We start from the raw sequence: 17,057 nt of genomic DNA on the forward strand, positions 1-17,057 counted from the left end.
GAGTGTGCCAGCCGTGGCTCTACGTCGGTAGAGAGTCTGGCCGGCGGTTTGCGACACCGGCGATGACGAGCAGGTTGCCGAGCAGGCCGGTGAGCAGGACGGAGACCGAGTCCCCCTCCGTCAGGGCCGGGACGACGGCGACCATGCTGACGACCGCGTAGGTGATGGTGGTCGCCGTCAGCCAGACCCTGGTCCGAAGATCCGTCGCCGCGATGGCGAGCCATCCGAGCGCGACGGTGACAACAGGTTCCAGCAGCGCCAGCTTGGTGACGGTGACGAAGTTGATCCCGTCGCTGTGCTTGATCGTCGCGCTGATCACCAGAACGATGCCCCCAGCAACGATCATCGCCATCGACTGCGGATGAACCGGACGTAGGGCCGGCCGAGGCGGCTTGAGCACGACCAGCAACACAACGGTCATCACGAAGACGATCAACCCGGCGACCAACCACTCCGCCGTCTCTTCGTCCGCCAGCCCACCGGCAAGAATCAGCACCCCGTCCTCACCAATCGACCCGGTACACCCCAACGCAATCCCCAGCAGAACAAGGCTCCACCGCCCTGCCCACCGCACGAAGAGCGCCGCCCCAAGCACCACCACCGACGCCACCATCTCCGGATCGGACCAGCTACGGAACGTCCTCCACCCAGTATTCGAATCATCCGACCAAACCCGCCGAGACTCAGCCACCCCCGGCCAGTTCACCACCACCAACAACAACCCCCCCACCACCAACACCCCAACCACCCACCAAGGAACAGAAGTTGAGGTAGGCGCTGCCGTGGGTGCCTGAACTGCCGGGGTTGTGGGTGGAGGTGCGACCTGGCCGCTGGCGGGCTCAGGTGCATGCTCCTTCGGCTCGGGCGGGGCCGAGGTAGTTGCGGGTGGGCGTTGGATGAGGGGTAGGAGGGTGGGTGGGGTTTGGGTTAGGGCTTGTTGGGCTGCTTCGGAGACTTTGCGGCTGTCGTCGGTGGTCATCTGGGTGAGGGCGGCGTGGGCGGCCAGGGCGATGCGTTGGTCGTGGCCTGTGAGGCAGTCGCGGAGGTAGTCGACTACTCCGAAGCGGGCGGCTGACAACGGGCTGGTCATCGCTTCCAGTAGTTCGGGGGCCAGGGTGGTGGGGGTCAGGCGGTGGGAGCGGGCGATCAGGAGTTCGCCTTGGGAGCCGAAGGTCCACATCTGGGGGTTCTGGTTGGGGGTTTTGCGATGGACCTGGTCGGTGACGTAGCCGACCAATTCGGTGAGGCCTACCCAGCCGTCGCCGTCCTTGTCGGCGTCGCCGGATTTCAGACCGTCCACCACGGCGCTGGTGAAGACGGACGGCTTCGGCGTACCGGAGGCCAACCGGCCGTCCTCGAAGGCGTACTCCATCGCGCTCGAAGCGGTGACGACGACCCGCCCGCGTCCACCACCGACCCCGTCCTGTCCGGCGAAGGCATCGCGCACCTGCGCCTCGCCCGCCGCGCGCACGACCAGCCCACGCGGGAAAGCACCGCCATAGCAACAGTCGAGGAACAACGCGATCCGCTGCGCCCGGCTGTCCGCCATCTGCCGGTTCACGAAGTCCGCGGGCACCGCCGTCGACGCCAGCCGCGTCGGCTGGGTGTCGGCGACCGCCAGGAACAGTTCTCCGGCCGCGTTCTTCAAACCATGGCAGGAGAAGTGCAGCAACAGCAGATCCTCCGGCGACCGATCCGAGAAGAAGTCCTCGACGGCGAACCGGATCGTCTGCGCCGACTCGTTCTCCAGCACGGTGACGTCGAACCCGCCGACCTCCGGATCACCCAGTACGCCGGCCAGCGCCGCCGCATCGCGAGCCGGCGCCATCAACCGGCTCAACCCCGGGTTGGCGTAGTCCGCGTTGGCTATGACAAGAGCCTCCCGAGACCCAGCCATCTCACGCGTCCGTCCCCGAATGCTTGCGTACCCACGCGTCCACCAGCCGTTGCTGCACCTCATCGGTCGCGCCGGTCAGCTCGATCGTGTCGCCGTCCATCGACAGCTTGATCGTGTGCCCGCCACCGGATCGACGCAGCCAGTCCCGTACGACGGCCACCACCGCGCCCACCGCCTGCAACCCCGGCACAACCGAAACGCTGAGCAACCCCGCGACCGCAGCCAGCCCACCGCGCGTACCGGCCGGCGCGGCGCCCTCCCGTACCTGCTCGACCGATCGGACGTCGAGCGTCAGCAACTCCTGACGCAGCAGGAGCGCCAGCTCCTCCAGCCGAGCCGCGTCCGCCCCGTCCTCGAGAACCCCAACCCGTACCTCAGCCGCCATCGAACCTCCCCCACCCCCAGGTCGACACTCCAACAATGCGCCGGCGCTACCCCCGACCACAAGGCGTGACGCCCCGGCACACCCACGACGCGACCGGCGGACCGGCGACGACGAAGCCGGGCCCGGCGAGAACTAAGCTGCGGGAACCGTTTGGTGCAGGGGAAACGTCGGAGGGGCGTCATGGTTGGCAAGCGAGGACGCGTGATCGGCCGGATCGCACCGGGAATCGTCGGCGAGGTGATGCTGCCGGTCCGCGGTGCCACCGAGGCCTTCTACGCTTACCCGGCGGCCGACGAAGTGATCGAGGTCGGCACCCCGATCGTGGTGGTCGAGTACGACCCACCCCGCACGGTGTACGTCGCCCGCGCCATCTGAATCATCTTGTTCCCTGGAGGGGAAATGCTCTGGACGTACCTGATCACCGGCGCCGTCGCGCTGGTGGTCCTCCTGATCCTGTTCCGGATGGTCTGGCGGGTGGCCGAGCCGAACGAGGCCCTCATCATCTCCGGCCTCGGCGCGCACTCGAGCCAGGAGCAGATCAACGAGACGCTCGGCTTCAAGATCGTCGTCGGCCGCGGTACCGCCGTGCTACCGGGTTTCCAGACCGTCCGCCGGTTGCCGCTCGACATCCGGGCCACGCCGCTGACGGTCACCTGCGTCTCGAGTCAGGGCATTCCGCTGCACATCAAGGGCGTCACGGCGTACAAGGTCGGTGACGACTACGGCTCGATCGCGAACGCGGCCCGGCGGTTCCTGGAGCAGAGCGACGAGCAGGTGATGAGCACGATCCACGAGCTGTTCGCCGGTCACCTGCGGGCGATCGTCGGTTCGACCACGGTCGAGGAGATGCTGCACGACCGGGAGACGCTGACCACGAACATCCGCGGCTCGCTGGCCGGCGACATGGAGAAGCTCGGCCTGGTGGTCGACTCGCTGCAGATCCAGGAGATCGACGACGAGTCCGGCTACATCAAGAACCTCGGCCGTCCGCAGGCCGCCGCCGTCGAGGCAGCGGCCCGGATCGCCTGGGCCGAGCGGGACCGCGAAGCCACCGAGCGCGAGCAGGTCGCCGAGGCGGCCAAGGCCGCCGCAGTACGGCAGAGCTCGATCGCTCGCGCCGGGTACCAGGCCGAGGTCGACCAGGCGAACTCCAAGGCATCGCAGTCCGGCCCGCTGGCCGAAGCGCTGGCCCGCCAGGAGGTCGTGGTCGCCGAGACGGAGACCGCGAAGCTGAACGCGTCGCTGGCCGAGAAGCAGCTGGAGTCGTCGGTGCTGAAGCCGGCCGACGCCGAGGCGTACCGGCAGCGTGCGCTGGCCGCGGCCGCCCGCGACGCCCAGATCGCCGGCGCCGAGGCGCAGGCCCGCGAGGTCACCCTGCGCGGTGAGGCGCAGGCGAAGGCGACCGAGCTGAACGGTAAGGCCGAGGCGCTCGCCGTCCAGGCCAAGGCGATGGCCGAGGCAGCCGGTATCAAGGCGCGGGCGGAAGCCCTTGCCACGAACACCGATGCCGTCGTCGCCCAGCAACTCGCCGAGGCGTACCCGGAGATCGTCCGCGCGGCCGCGTCGTCCTTCGAGAAGGTCGGCAACATGGTGGTGCTGAACGGTGCCCAGGGCATCGAGGACACCCTGGTCAAGACGATCACGATGGGCGGCTCGGGCTTCGCGCTGGCCAAGCAGCTGATCGAATCGCTGTCCAGCAACGGCAAGACGCCGACCCTGGAAGCAGTGCCGGACGACACCCCGGCCTGACCCGGATGGGAAGCCTTTCCACCACAGGTTAATCACTAACTATTCACCCGGATGATCAGTTCCTAAGTCACGAAACCTGCGCTAGCTTGTGAGCACATCACTCCAAGCGTCACGGGTCTCACCATCCGTGACCGGTCGCCCCGAAGGACTGATCACCGTGCCCATCAGACGAGTAATCGCCGTTCTGGCCTCGCTCCTGGTCGGTGCCGCCACCTTGGTGGCGGTACCGACCGAGGCGATGGCCGCCCCCAACTTCAAAGCCCCGTTCCCCTGTGGTCAGCGCTGGACCTACAGCCACCACTCGGCCGAGGTCCGCCGGGCGCTCGACTTCGTCCGTGCCGACGGTGGCGTCACGAACGGAACTCCCGTGCTGGCCTCCGCGGGCGGCACCGCCCACCGGTACTCACAGCCGAGTGGAGCAGGCAACTACATCGCCATCGAGCACGGCGGCGGCTGGAAGACGTACTACTTCCACCTCTCCGCGTACTCCGTCGCCGACGGCGCCCAGGTCTCGCAGGGCCAGCAGATCGGCGTGACCGGTGCCACCGGCAACACGACCGGCCCGCACATCCACTACGAGCAGCTCTACAACGGCGTCGGCCAGGACATCGTCATCAACGGCTCCGGCCTCGCCTACCCGGGCTCGTACAACCAGTACTTCCTGACCAGCGACAACGGCTGCGGCAGCCAGCCCGGGAAGCCCTTCAACACCTGGGGTTCCGGCGTCCGGGTCCGCTCCGACGCGTACCTGAGCTCCCCGGTGGTCGCCACGCTGGGCGGCCCCACCGCGGTCCGGGTCCTTTGCCAGAAGCAAGGAGACACGGTCAACGCGGAGGGCTACACCAACAACTGGTGGGCCAAGCTCGCCAGCCCGGCCGGCTTCGTCAGCAACATCTACATCGACGATCCGAACGCAGTGCTGCCAGGCGTTCCGGTCTGTTGAGTTGAAGCGAGACCGGGCCCACACCCTGGGGGTGGGCCCGGCCTTTCTCTTATGCGGTGTGCAGTGTGAGCCCGTACGTGCTCAGGATCTCGTTGACCGGCTGGAACCAGGTCTCACCACCACTGCTGCAGTTGCCCCAGCCGCCAGAGGTCACGCCCTGGGCCTGGTCACCAGTGATGAACGAGCCACCCGAGTCGCCGCCCTCGGCGCACACGTTGGTCTTGGTGGCGCCGTAGAAGAGCTGGCCGTTGCCGTAGTTGACGGTCTCGTTCTTGCCGGTGACCGTGCCGCAGTGCCAGTGGGTGGTCGACCCGCTGCGGCAGACCGACGTACCGATCGGGGCTTCCCAGGAGCCGCGGACCAGGGCATCGCTGACCTGTCCCCAGCCGAGCACTACCGGTACTGTCCACCAGCCACTGTCGATCTGGACCCAGGAGTAGTCGTTGCCGGGGAACGACGCGCCCCGGAAGAAGCCCTGGTTCGACCCGTCCCAGCCCCACGTCCTGGCGCCTACACCAGGCGAGCAGTGGCCGGCCGAGACGAATCCGCCGTACACGGAGAAGCCGATCGAGCAGCGGACGTTGCCGGTGTAGTACGGGTCTCCCCCGACCGTGCCGGCGGCGAAGGTCCGCGGCGCCTGAGCCGCGACCTCCTTGACCGTGACCGCTCCGGCCTTGGCCAGCTTGGCCACGAAGGCGTTAACGGCCTGGGAACGCTTACCTGCTTGGACATTCACGACCACGCTGCCGGTACGAGGGTCAGCGGCCCAACCACTCACTGCGGCCGGGACTGCCTTCCCGGCCAGCTTGTCGACGGCAGCCTTGCGCTGGTCGAGTTGCTTCGCAGTAGCCGGTACTACGGCCACGTCAGCGCCAGTAGCCCGTACTGCGTCCGCTACCGCCACGCTGGTCACTCCGACGACCAGGCGCTGCCGGGCGGCGTCGTACCAGGTGCCACCGAAGGCTGCTCCGGCAGCGCGCTGGGCGATCGGAACGAGCTTGGTGGCTGCTGACTCGGCCTTGAGCCGGTCCTTGGCCTGCTGCGCGGTCAGGCCGAGGTCGGCCTGCATGGCAGCCTGCTGCTGAGGTACTGCGAGTGGCTTGTCGGGCGTAGCCAGCGCTTGGGACGGGACAGCCACCGAGCTTGCGACAAGCACGGCGACGGCTAGAACCTTCATCGGACTCTCCTCACCTAGGGGCGGTTCGGTGCGGTGAGAGCGCTCTCGGAACCGAGAGTGTCCTAGTGACTACCACTCGTCAAGACGTTGGCCGAAAGCGGTCAGAGTCCCAGGTGGGCGAGAACGGCGAGGACGCGGCGGTGGCCGGAGTCGGTCGGGGGCAGGCCGAGCTTGAGGAAGACGTTGCCGACGTGCTTGTGGACGGCGCCTTCGCTGATCACCAGCTTCTGCCCGATCGCGGTGTTTCCGAGCCCCTCCGCCATCAGGGCGAGCACCTCGCGTTCGCGCGGCGTCAGGCGCTCCAGCGGGTCGCTGCGCTTCACCATCAGCTGGCTGACGACCTCGGGGTCGAGGACGGTACCGCCGGCAGCGACCCGGCGTACGGCCTCCATGAACTCGTCCACCCGGGAGACCCGGTCCTTGAGCAGATAGCCGACCCCCTCGCTCCCGGCGGCCAGCAGCTCGGCGGCGTACACCTCCTCGACGTACTGCGAGAAGACGAGCACCGGGAAGCCCGGTCGCAGCCGGCGGGCCTCGATCGCTGCCCGCAAGCCCTCGTCAGTGAAGGTCGGTGGCAGCCGGACGTCGACCACCGCGATGTCTGGTACGTGCTCGGCGACGGCCTTGGCGAACTCGTCCGCGTCACCGGCGACAGCGGCCACCTCGAACCCGGAGTTGCCCAGCAGCAGGCCGAGCCCCTCGGCGAGGATCGGGTTGTCCTCGAGGATCACTACTCGCACGGCAGGATCACCTCGACCGTCGTCGGCCCGCCGATGGGACTCTGCAGTTCGATCTGACCGTCAATGGCTTCCACGCGATGCACCATCCCACGGAGCCCACTCCCCCGGCCCAGCAGGTCGCTCGCCTCGTTGATCCGGGCACCACCGATGCCGTCATCCGTGACGGCCAGGTAGAGCTCAGGCCCGCGCCGCTCGAGCAGTACGTCGACATGGCCGGCAGCGGAGTGCTTGGTGATGTTGGTGAGGGATTCGGCGACCACGAAGTACGCAGCGGCCTCTACTGGCGCCGGTACCGTCCCCAGCTCGCCTACGCGCAGCTCGACCGGGATCGGGCTGCGGGCGGAGAGGGCCGAGACAGCACCGGCCAGGCCGCGGTCAGCCAGGATCGGCGGGTACATGGTTCGCAGTACGCCGCGCAGCTCGGTCATTGCCTGCTCTGCTCCATCCCTGGCGTCGTCGAGGATCTTGGCGGCCTTCTCCGGGTCATCCGCCATCGTCTGCTTGGCAATGCCGATCCGCATGGCCAGCGAGACCAGCTGCGCCTGCGTACCGTCGTGAAGGTCCCGCTCGATCCGGCGCAGCTCAGCCCCGTGCGAGTCGACCGCACCCGCTCGGGTCCGGGTCAGCTCCTCCACCCGCTGGTTGAGCCTCGCGGTCTCGAGTTCTTGGGCACTGGGGGCCAGCAGGCCGAGTACGGCCTTGGCGTGGCCGCGGGCGGTCGCCGGGGCGACCCAGCCGAGGAAGCCGATCCCGATCAGGATCTGCAGCGGCCCGAAGACCAGCGCCTTCCACCAGGAGTCGATCGGGACACCCAGAATGCTGGAGTCGCCGTCGGCGAACGGCCAGATCACCATACTGATGATCGCCGACGGCACCGAGAAGATCGCGAAGATCGCCACGAAGAACTCGACGATCACCACCGGCGGCATCAGCAGGAGCCGCAGGCTGCGGACGAACGACCTGTCCTTGAACAGGGTCACCACGTCGCCGGCCTGCCGCGGCAGTGCGTCCGGCAAGGGAACGGCGTCCGGCAGCTTGAGGTAGCGCGACGCACGGTACCGCTCGCTGTTGGCCAGCTTGACCAGCCCGGCGGTGGCGTCAGGGATGAACCACCCCAGCAGCAGGCTGATCGGGAGTGCGGCCAGCAGCGTGATGCCCTTGAGATACCGGATGAACAGGTACCCACTGGCCGGGCCACCGCGGGCCAGGATCTTCGAGATCATCACAGGAGCCTTTCCGTCGTCGTCAGTATCGATCCTGACGCAACAGGGCGGCTCACGTCGGTACAGCAGGCTCTACTGTTCACCCGGGTGCCCGGGGCCGCAAGGACCCCGGGCCGGGTTGCACTACGGGCAGACCGGAACGCCTGGGAGCTTCGGGTTCGGGTCCTGGATGTAGATGTTGGACATGTAGCCGCCCTGGTCGCGCAGCTTGGCCCACCAGTTGTTGGTGGTGCCCTCCGCGTTGACCGTGTCGCCCTGCTTCTGGCAGGTGACGAACACCTGGGTCGGGCCGGGCAGCTCGGTGATGATCGAGGCGGTCAGCTTCGGCTCCGTGCGGACCCGGACGCCGCTGCCGTAGGTGGTGAAGTTGTACGTCGGCGGGTTCGGGTCGCCGCCGTTCACCAGCTGCATGTAGTAGTCCCAGTTCCAGTTCGGACCGGGGTCCGTGTGGGTCTGGTTGGGCAGCTCGGAGTGACCCTTGATGTGGGCCCGGTCCTTCGGGATGCCCCGGCGCTCGGCGATGTTCCGGGTCACTGCGGCCGACGAGCGGTACATGGCGTCGGTGAACCAGGACGGCTGGTCGACGAAGCCCTCGTGCTCGATGCCGATCGTGTACGGGTTCTCGGTGCCGACGTGCCAGGCGGTGTCCTTCTCGGCCACCATCTGGGTGACCTGGCCGTCGCTGGACCGGATCACGTAGTGCGCGCTCACCTGGGCCGCGGAGTTCTTGAACCAGCTGATCGTGCCGGCGTACGAGCCCTGGGTGACATGGATGACGATGGTCGTGATCGCCTTGGTCCGGCCGACCCGGTAGTTGCAGGTGCAGGCCGCGTTCCAGATTGCGCCCGGGTAGTCGACCGCCTGGATCGACGACGCGCTCTTGGCGCCGAGCGGAGCCACCTTGGCGTAGGCGCCGCGGTCCGGGGTGACCTTCTTGGGCTGCGTGCCGACTGCGCCGACGCCCTCACCGATGATCCGGTAGACCTCGTCGGTGTAGAGGCGGTCGGTCGGGGCATCCGCGGAGTGCGAGTACTTCGCGATGACCGGGTACCACTTGGCCAGGTTGGTGCGGGCATCCCCGCTCAGGCCGGTCTGGTCGGCGTACGAGTCGAGGACTGCGGCGGCGCCGGTGATGTTGGCGGCCGAGTCCTTGGACAGCTGCTCGACCGGCAGGCCGGTCAGCTTGGCCGCCTCGGCCAGGGTCCGGTTCTGCGGGTTGCTGGCAAGGTGCATCAGGCCATAGCCGTTGTCTTGGCTGGGCAGGCCGTTGTGGCCGTCCAGGTGGGACTCGGCGTAACCGATGCTGACCAGTACCTCGCGCGGTACGTCGTACTTGGTAGCGGCTGCATCAAAGGCCTTCACCAGGTCACCTGGGATGGCCGAGCCGGTTTGGGGGCTGGCTGGTTCGGGCGCGGTGGCCGCACTGCTGGGGAGCGCGCCGCTGAGGGCGATGGCTCCGGCGGCAGCTGCGGCGAGCAGCGCGGTCAGTCTGGGCACTCGGGCGGTCTTACCCATCGGGGTTCGTTCCTTCCCTTGCGACGTCCGTCGCGCCTCCCGCGACGGGCGTCCCACCGAGGGGCGTCGGCGGGTGCGACTCACGGTAGGGCAAAAACTTCCGCAAATGCCAGTAGTTACGTGAATATTTCCCGTCACAGCGTGAAATTGTTCGATCACTCAGCTGTTTCGCCGTGATCCTGCCACTTTCAAGGGTCAGGGGCGGTAGACGCGGCCGCGCAGCACGATGCACTCGGGGTGACTGAGGACGGCCGGGTTGGCCCGTGGGTCCTCGGCATACACGAGCAGGTCGGCCGGATTGCCCGGGCTGAGGTCGGCGGGGGCGCCTAGCCAGGTGCGGGCCGACCAGGAGCCGGCGGCCAGGGCCTGCTCGCCGGAGAGGCCGATGGTGGTGAGCGCCTGGATCTCCTGGGCGATCAGGCCATGGCCCAGTACGCCGCCTGCGTCGGTCCCTGCGTAGACGGGGACGCCTGCCTCTACGGCGGAGCGCAGGGTGTCTTGGCGGCGGGCGTAGAGGTCGCGCATGTGGTCGGAGTACACGGGGAACTTGCTGGCAGCCTGGTCGGCGTACTGGGGGAAGTTCTCGAGCTGGATGAGGGTGGGGACGACGGCGACGCCGCGGGCGGCCATGTCGTCGAGCATGTCGGGCAGTAGGCCGGTGCCATGCTCGATGCAGTCGATGCCTGCGGCCAGGAGGTCGGGCAGAGCATGCTCGCCGAACACGTGGGCGGTCACCCGGGCGTTGAGCTCGTGGGCCCGGGTGATGGCGGCAGTGAGCGCCTCCAGCGGCCAGCAGGCGGTCAGATCGCCTGCGTCGCGGTCGATCCAGTCCCCCACCAGCTTGACCCAGCCGTCGCCACGGCGGGCCTCCTGCTCGACGTACGCGACCAGCTCCTCCGGCTCGATCTCCCAGCCGTAGTTGCGGATGTAGCGCTTGGAGCGGGCGATGTGCCGGCCGGCCCGGATGATCTTGGGCAGGTCCTCCCGCTCGTCGATCCAGCGGGTGTCGGAGGCCGAGCCGGCGTCCCGGACCAGCAGGGCGCCTGCGTCGCGGTCGACGACCGCCTGCCGCTCCTGTACGTCCTTGTCGACCGGGCCGTGCGTGTCCAGCCCGATGTGGCAGTGCGCGTCCACCAGGCCGGGCACGATCCAGCCGCCGGTGTGGATGGTGGTGACGTCCGCAGTGGCGGGCCGGTCGACGACCAGCCCGCCACTGAGGTGAAGCTCCTGCTGCTCACCGGCCGGCAGAACCGTGCCGGCGAGCCGTAGTACACCGGTCTCCGTCGTCATACGGCGACCGTAACCGGAACGGCCCCCTGGCGAGCAACTCCGCGCCAGCTAGCGGTGCCGTGCCCAGTGCCGCTAGCCGTGTGAGCCGCTGCCCTGCGTACAAGGCGTGGGGTTCGTCTCGGCCGCACAAGGCGAGCCGGACGGGGTCTCGGTCGGCGTCGGGGTGTCGGTCGGGGTGGGCGTGGGGGTCGGCGTGGGGGTGGGCGTCGGAGTCGGCGTCGGGGTGTCCGAGGTCGGCGGCGGCGTCGGCTTGCCGGTGGGAGTGTGCGTCGGACGGGTCGGGCGACCGGTCGGCGTGCCGATCGGGTCCGGGATCGTCGGCGGCCGGTCCGTCGACACCGGCACACTCGGCTTGGCGGTCGGCGGCACGGTGGTGCTCGGGTCGTCCGGCACCTCCGGCACCTCGCGCGGGTCCACGTTGGTCTCCACGTTGCCGGTCGTCTTGGGCGTGGCCAGTTTGCCGGTGAGGTTCGGCACCAGGACCGCGCTCTTGCTGTAGACGCGCATCCAGCGCAGGACGGTCGCGACGAAGTCCTTGGAGTGCTGGTAGCGCAGCAGCGAGGCGACCAGATCGCGCGGGCGCTTCAGGTCGTCGCCCTCGGAGCACAGGTAGACCGCGACGGTGGTGACGGCGTCGTACACGTTGTTCGGGTTACGGAAGCCGTCGCCGTTGCCGTCGGCGCCGAACTCGTTCCAGACGCCCGGGATGATCTGCATCGGGCCGACGGCGCGGTCCCAGACCAGGTCGGCGTCGTACCGGCCCTTGTCGGTGTCCTTGACCCGGCCGGTCCCGCGCTTGCCGTTCAGCACCGGGCCGAGCAGCTTGCCACGGGTGGTGCCGGCCACGTCGACCTTGCCACCGGAGGCGTGGTCGGACTCGACCTTGCCGATCCCGGCCAGCAACGGCCAGGTGAGCCCACAGTTCGGCCGGACCACGGCGAGATTCGCGGTGGCGCGGCGGTAGGCGGGGAAGACCCCGCGGGGGATGCCGTTGACGGCACCGGGACGTCCCGGCCGGACCACGGACCGGCCGTCGGTGGCTCCCTGGACGGGCACGTCGGCCCGGGCAGGTTTGTCAGATCCGATCCGGCCGTCCACTCCTGGACGCTGCGGGACGATCATGGTCAGTTCGTCGAATTCACCGCTGTTCAGTCCGGCTCCGGGCGAAGGAGCGACCGGACTGTCCGCCGCGAGCTGGCCGGAGGCACCGGCTCCGCCCGAAGCGACTGTGACGATCGCCCCTACCAGCAGGGGGGCCGTGCACAGTGAAGCGATGATTATTTTGACCCGACGGTTTCCACTACGGGTTAGGCGCATAGTTCCCCCAACGACCCACGCGCCAGAAAGTTACCGAGGAACGACGGAAAGTTACCTGAGCCGATAGCCCAGCGGTCCGAGATTTGCGCCGAACGGCCGGGCGCCACGCTCAGCAGGGCCCGGTCAGATGCCTCGGATCAGCCCGGGCGATGGGAAATCTTAACGTTCACGACCCGATTTCGGATCTCACAGGCCGGTCAGGGAGCTGTTTCAGGCCGGAGTGGAGCTCAGTGAGGCAGCCGGGGTCGGCGTGTCCGTCTCCTGCGGGGCAGGGGTCGGGGTGTCCGTCGCCTGGGGCGCCGGCGTGGGCGTGCAGGTCGGGTTCGGCTCGGTCGGCGGCGGCGTCGGCTCGTCCGGCTTGCACGGGGTCGGCGTCGGCGTCGGCGTGGGAGTCGGTGTCGGGGTCGGCGTGGGTGTCGGCGTCGGGGTGTCCGTCGGCGGTACCGGTGTCGTCGGCTTGGTGGGCGGCGAGGTCGGTGTCGTCGGGGAGGTCGGCGTCCCTGGCCTGGTCGGCACGGTCGTCGGCCTTCCCGGCGTACCGCCGTTCGGGCCCTTGGTCGGCTGCGTGGTCTTGCTCGGCGTCGGCTTCGGCGTCAGCGTCGGGGTCTTGCTCGGCGTGGTGGCCGGGGTGGTCGGTGGCGTCGTCACCGGCGTGTTCGGCGGCGGCGTCGGGTCGTTCTGCACGTTGCCGTTGTCGTCCGGCGGGCTGATCGGGTCGGTGCTGTCCGGGATGGTCACGGTGGTGTTGCTGTAGGTCTGCATCCAGCGCAGCACGGTGGACACGTAGTCCATCGAGTGGTTGTAGCGCAGTACCGCCTGGACCAGGCCGGCCGGGTCCTTCAGGTTCGCGCCGCCGGCGCAGAGGTAGTCACCGGCCGCGCGGGCCGCGTCGAAGATGTTGTGCGGGTCCTTCACGCCGTCGCCGTTGCCGTCGGCGCCGAAGGACTTCCAGGTGCCCGGGATGAACTGCATCGGGCCGACCGCGCGGTCCCACTTGGCGTCGCCGTCGTACACGCCCTGGTCGGTGTCGGCGATCGCCGCCATCCCCGGGCCGCCGTCGAGCACCGGGCCGAGGATCTTGCCGCGAGTGACGCCGTTGGCGTCGACCCGGCCGCCGCTCGCGTGGGCGGACTCGACCTTGCCGATACCGGCCAGCAGCGGCCAGGTGATCCCACAGTTCGGCTGCGCCACGGCCAGGTCGTTCGCAGCCTTCTGGTACGCCGCCAGCACGGTGCCCGGGATGCCGGACACGTCACCCGTCACGCCGGGAGTCGGCTGCTGGGGACTGTCGACGGCTCCGGTGACCGGTACCTCGATCTGGGACTTCTGCTCGGTCGGGATGCTGCCGTCGACACCGGGGCCGGACGGGAGGTCACCGGCGAGCTCGTCGAAGACCTGGTCCTGGCGCGGCTGACTCAGCGCCTGGGCGTCGACGATGAACGTGTTCGACGTGACCCCACCGGCCACGAACACGACGACCATGGCCGTCGGCGGCGCAATACAGACCCAGACAGCGGTCAGCTTGCCCCGCCACGTGTCCAGGTTCTTGAACTGCTGCCTCATCCGAACCGTCCCTCACGACGTAGTCCGCAGTACCTGAGTGCTTCGGGCGTAGTGACGATCTTAGCGGTCGGTGGGGGTTGGGCAACCGCCGACGAAGGGGCCCGTGTTGCTGCCCGATGGGAGACTTGCGCTCGCCGCCCGATCCGTGTAATGGGATCGGGCGACTACCTGGGGTAGCCCCGGTCAGTTCCCGCCGAGCATCTTCTTGAGGTCGTCCGGCAGCTCGAAGTCCCCGCCCGTACCACCGCCGCCGAAGGCCGCCGGGAGCTGGCCCGCCGCGGGGGCGGCCGGCTCGCTGGAGCCCTGGTTGGCGCGCTTGGCCGGGTTGCCCGAGCCGCGCTTGGGCTTGCCCTTCTTGGCCTGCTGCTTGGCCTTACGGCCGCCCGCACCGGCTCCCGGCATGCCAGGCATACCGGGCATCCCCGGCATTCCCTTGCCGGACGCCATCGCGGACATCATCTTGCGGGCCTCGAAGAACCGCTCGACCAGGCCGCTGACAGTGGCCACCTCGGTACCGGAACCGTTCGCGATCCGGAGCCGGCGGGAGCCGTTGATGATGTTCGGGTCATTGCGCTCGGCCGGCGTCATCGAGTGGATGACCGCCTCGATCCGGTCGATCTCGCGCTCGTCGAAGTTCTCCAGCTGGTCCTTGAACTGGGCCGCGCCGGGCAGCATGCCGAAGATCTTGGTCAGCGGGCCCATCTTGCGGACCGACTGCATCTGGGCGAGGAAGTCGTCCAGGGTGAACTCCTTGCCACCCTTCTTCTGCAGCTTGGCGGCGGTCTTGGCCGCCTCCTCCGCGTCGAACGACTTCTCCGCCTGCTCGATCAGGCTCATCACGTCGCCCATGCCGAGGATGCGCGACGCCATCCGGTCGGGGTGGAAGACGTCGAAGTCCTCGAGCTTCTCGCCGTTGCTGGCGAACATCACCTGGCGGCCGGTGACCTGCGCGATCGACAGCGCGGCACCACCGCGGGCGTCGCCGTCGAGCTTGGACAGCACCACGCCGTCGAAGCCGACGCCGTCCAGGAAGGCCTGCGCGGTGGTGACCGCGTCCTGGCCGATCATCGCGTCGACGACGAACAGGATCTCGTCCGGCGTGACCGCGTCGCGGATGTCCGCGGCCTGCTTCATCAGCTCCTCGTCGACACCCAGCCGGCCGGCCGTGTCGACGATGACGACGCTGTACTGCTTGGTCTTCGCCTCCGCCATCGCCTGCCGGGCGACGTCGACCGGGTCACCGACACCGTTGCCGGGCTCGGGCGCGAACACCGGTACGCCGGCGCGCTCGCCGACCACCTGGAGCTGGGTCACCGCGTTCGGGCGCTGGAGATCGGCCGCGACCAGCATCGGCGTCTGGTGCTTGGTCTCCTTCAGCCACTTCGCGAGCTTGCCGGCCAGGGTCGTCTTACCGGCACCCTGCAGACCCGCGAGCATGATCACCGTCGGCGGCCGCTTGGCCATCCGCAGCTCACGCGTCTCACCACCGAGGATCGTGACGAGCTCCTCGTTCACGATCTTGATCACCTGCTGCGCCGGGTTCAGCCCGCCGCGCACGTCGGCACCGCTGGCCCGCTCCTTGACCGCCGCGATGAAGTCCTTCACCACCGGCAGCGCGACATCGGCCTCCAGCAACGCGATCCGGATCTCCCGGGCGGTCGCGTCGATGTCGGCGTCGGTCAGCTTGCCCTTGCCGCGCAGATTCTTGAAGGCGGCGGACAGGCGATCAGAAAGCGTGTCGAACACGAGAACACAGTCCGTTTCTTCCGGTGGAGCAGAACGTCACCAGTACCCCCAGGCAACTCCCCGAGTCTACCGGCCCCCCAACCCTGTGGATAACTCCCACCACACCCCCACCCCACTAGCTATCGTCTTCCCCATGCCCCTGGACATCGCCGCCTTCAACTCGGCGTTCTCGCGCGCCCGCCACAAGATCAAGACCGAGCCCGCCACGGACATCGCCGCAGAACAGGCAGCGCTTCGCCAACTGGTGCCCGCCGACGCCTCCGAACACGACCAGTCATGGACCAAGATCCTGATCGACCGCCTGGCCGAGCCGCCCGCACCGCCCCGGCAATGGAGCGATCTCTACCACCAGGCCGGCGAGATCCACGCCTCCGCCTATCCCGACGGCGGCACCGTAGAGCAACAGATCGCGGTCCTGGAAGACGCGCGGCGCCGGATCTGGGAGATCGCCGACCGGGCCGAGCCCGAAGAAGCACCGCACATCCGCGCGATGACCAGAGCCCTGGAGCACATCGAACGCGAGCTGCGCGAGCCGAGCTGGCCAATGCAGGGCCCGCCCGACCAGGATCACTAGTCGATGGACGACGGTGGCCGGCTGGTACCGCGCGACTCCGCCGTCTATCAGGAGTTCGCACGGCTCTACCGGTTGGCGCAGAACCTGCGTCCGACCGGGATCGACCACTGGAGCGGCGACCTGTATGCCACGCCTGGCGGAAGCTGGGGCGGCTACAGCCCTGTCACTGGCGACATCCGCGTATCCGGTCCGGTTGTGCTCCGCCACCTCGTCGATCCGGCATCAACACCCGCGGAGCGTGCCGAAGCATTCGCAACCGTCCTACACGAGGCGACTCACGCGGGGATGGACCTCGACGCACCCAACGAACCGAACGCCGTCCGGACCGTGCATTCACAGGGCGCCGCAGAAGGCTTCGCCGAACTCCGGACCGCTAACGACTTCGAGACGTTCACCGCGAGCGCGGGCCACCCGGAGCTGATTCTCGGCGAGCCGCAATATCCGGGCGCCTTCGCCGCGATGGAAAGCCTCGCCCAGCAGGCGTCCGGCTTGGCGAAGGATCAGGACTCGTTCATCGAGGAAGGTGTCCATGGGCCGGCAGTGATGCATTTCGACCAACTGGCGGACGGGGTGGTCCGGAATCGGCTGGCCGAGGTGGTGCCGTTCCACGAGGACCACCGCCGGGCGGTGCGAGCAGCGTTGATCGCGACGATGGTGCATCCGGGGTGGCCTGTTCTGAAGGACAGCTCTCGCCGTACCGGCGAGAAGGTGGGCGAGGAGATTCGGCAGAAGCTGAATTCGAAGGTTGATGAGATTCGGGGGCATTACCGGTCCGGGCGGGGTGAGGTGTTTCCGGTGGAGGCTCCTAATGCGGAGGTGGGGCGGGAGCGGGGGGCTGGGCGGGCGGACGGGGTGGCGGAGTCGGGGAAGCGTGGGGCTGGGGGTGGGCATCCGGAGATGCGGTTTTTGAGTGGGCAGGCTGCGGCGGCGGGGGCGGT

General features: G+C 68.6%; 15 protein-coding genes. 5 read left to right on the forward strand and 10 right to left on the reverse strand.

From position 1 onward, the window contains the following. Positions 1-19: 19 nt before the first annotated feature. Positions 20-1,897: a caspase family protein gene (locus ABD116_RS00120; protein WP_343963405.1), complete on the reverse strand. Its 1,878-nt coding sequence runs from the start codon at positions 1,895-1,897 to the stop codon at positions 20-22. 1 nt (position 1,898) lies between these two features. After that, positions 1,899-2,282 carry a hypothetical protein gene (locus ABD116_RS00125; RefSeq protein WP_343963407.1) on the reverse strand — a complete coding sequence of 128 codons (384 nt, stop codon included), beginning with the start codon at positions 2,280-2,282 and terminating at the stop codon, positions 1,899-1,901. 180 nt (positions 2,283-2,462) lie between these two features. Between ABD116_RS00125 and ABD116_RS00130 the strand changes: the two genes are divergently transcribed. From ABD116_RS00130 to ABD116_RS00140, 3 genes are all read left to right on the forward strand, one after another. Next, positions 2,463-2,657: a hypothetical protein gene (locus ABD116_RS00130; protein ID WP_343963408.1), complete on the forward strand. Its 195-nt coding sequence runs from the start codon at positions 2,463-2,465 to the stop codon at positions 2,655-2,657. A 24-nt stretch (positions 2,658-2,681) separates the two neighbouring features. Further along, complete coding sequence (locus ABD116_RS00135) at positions 2,682-4,031, forward strand: flotillin family protein (protein WP_343963410.1); 1,350 nt, start codon at positions 2,682-2,684, stop codon at positions 4,029-4,031. Between the two features lie 157 nt (positions 4,032-4,188). Next, positions 4,189-4,974 carry a M23 family metallopeptidase gene (locus ABD116_RS00140; protein ID WP_343963413.1) on the forward strand — a complete coding sequence of 262 codons (786 nt, stop codon included), beginning with the start codon at positions 4,189-4,191 and terminating at the stop codon, positions 4,972-4,974. A 49-nt stretch (positions 4,975-5,023) separates the two neighbouring features. Here ABD116_RS00140 and ABD116_RS00145 read toward each other — a convergent pair whose 3' ends face one another. The 8 genes from ABD116_RS00145 to ffh all read right to left on the reverse strand — a co-directional run bounded on the left by ABD116_RS00145 (position 5,024) and on the right by ffh (position 15,545). Beyond that, positions 5,024-6,151, reverse strand: a complete 1,128-nt coding sequence (locus ABD116_RS00145; protein WP_343963415.1) for a S1 family peptidase — start codon at positions 6,149-6,151, stop codon at positions 5,024-5,026. Positions 6,152-6,252: 101 nt separating this feature from the next. After that, a complete protein-coding gene (locus ABD116_RS00150; protein ID WP_343963417.1) occupies positions 6,253-6,891 on the reverse strand; it encodes a LuxR C-terminal-related transcriptional regulator in 639 nt (212 codons plus the stop codon). Next, a complete protein-coding gene (locus tag ABD116_RS00155; RefSeq protein WP_343963419.1) occupies positions 6,882-8,114 on the reverse strand; it encodes a sensor histidine kinase in 1,233 nt (410 codons plus the stop codon). The genes ABD116_RS00150 and ABD116_RS00155 overlap by 10 nt, the downstream gene beginning before the upstream one ends. Positions 8,115-8,237: 123 nt before the next feature. Next, a complete protein-coding gene (locus ABD116_RS00160) occupies positions 8,238-9,629 on the reverse strand; it encodes an N-acetylmuramoyl-L-alanine amidase (RefSeq protein WP_343963421.1) in 1,392 nt (463 codons plus the stop codon). A 195-nt stretch (positions 9,630-9,824) separates the two neighbouring features. Next, positions 9,825-10,919 carry an amidohydrolase family protein gene (locus ABD116_RS00165; protein ID WP_343963423.1) on the reverse strand — a complete coding sequence of 365 codons (1,095 nt, stop codon included), beginning with the start codon at positions 10,917-10,919 and terminating at the stop codon, positions 9,825-9,827. Positions 10,920-10,991: 72 nt separating this feature from the next. Next, entirely contained in the window at positions 10,992-12,041 is a 1,050-nt protein-coding gene (locus ABD116_RS00170) for a lytic transglycosylase domain-containing protein (protein WP_343963426.1), read from the reverse strand. Positions 12,042-12,446: 405 nt separating this feature from the next. Then, positions 12,447-13,799, reverse strand: a complete 1,353-nt coding sequence (locus tag ABD116_RS00175) for a lytic transglycosylase domain-containing protein (RefSeq protein WP_343963428.1) — start codon at positions 13,797-13,799, stop codon at positions 12,447-12,449. Between the two features lie 183 nt (positions 13,800-13,982). Further along, positions 13,983-15,545 (reverse strand): signal recognition particle protein, encoded by a 1,563-nt coding sequence (gene ffh, locus ABD116_RS00180; protein WP_343963430.1) that lies wholly within the window; start codon positions 15,543-15,545, stop codon positions 13,983-13,985. Between the two features lie 133 nt (positions 15,546-15,678). Here ffh and ABD116_RS00185 point away from each other — a divergent pair, with 133 nt between their 5' ends. Continuing rightward, positions 15,679-16,119 (forward strand): hypothetical protein, encoded by a 441-nt coding sequence (locus ABD116_RS00185; protein WP_343963432.1) that lies wholly within the window; start codon positions 15,679-15,681, stop codon positions 16,117-16,119. Between the two features lie 3 nt (positions 16,120-16,122). After that, positions 16,123-17,057: hypothetical protein (locus ABD116_RS00190; RefSeq protein WP_343963434.1), on the forward strand; the 935-nt coding region annotated here is incomplete at its 3' end.

It is taken from the genome of Kribbella koreensis, from assembly GCF_039525325.1.
Taxonomy (GTDB): domain Bacteria; phylum Actinomycetota; class Actinomycetes; order Propionibacteriales; family Kribbellaceae; genus Kribbella; species Kribbella koreensis.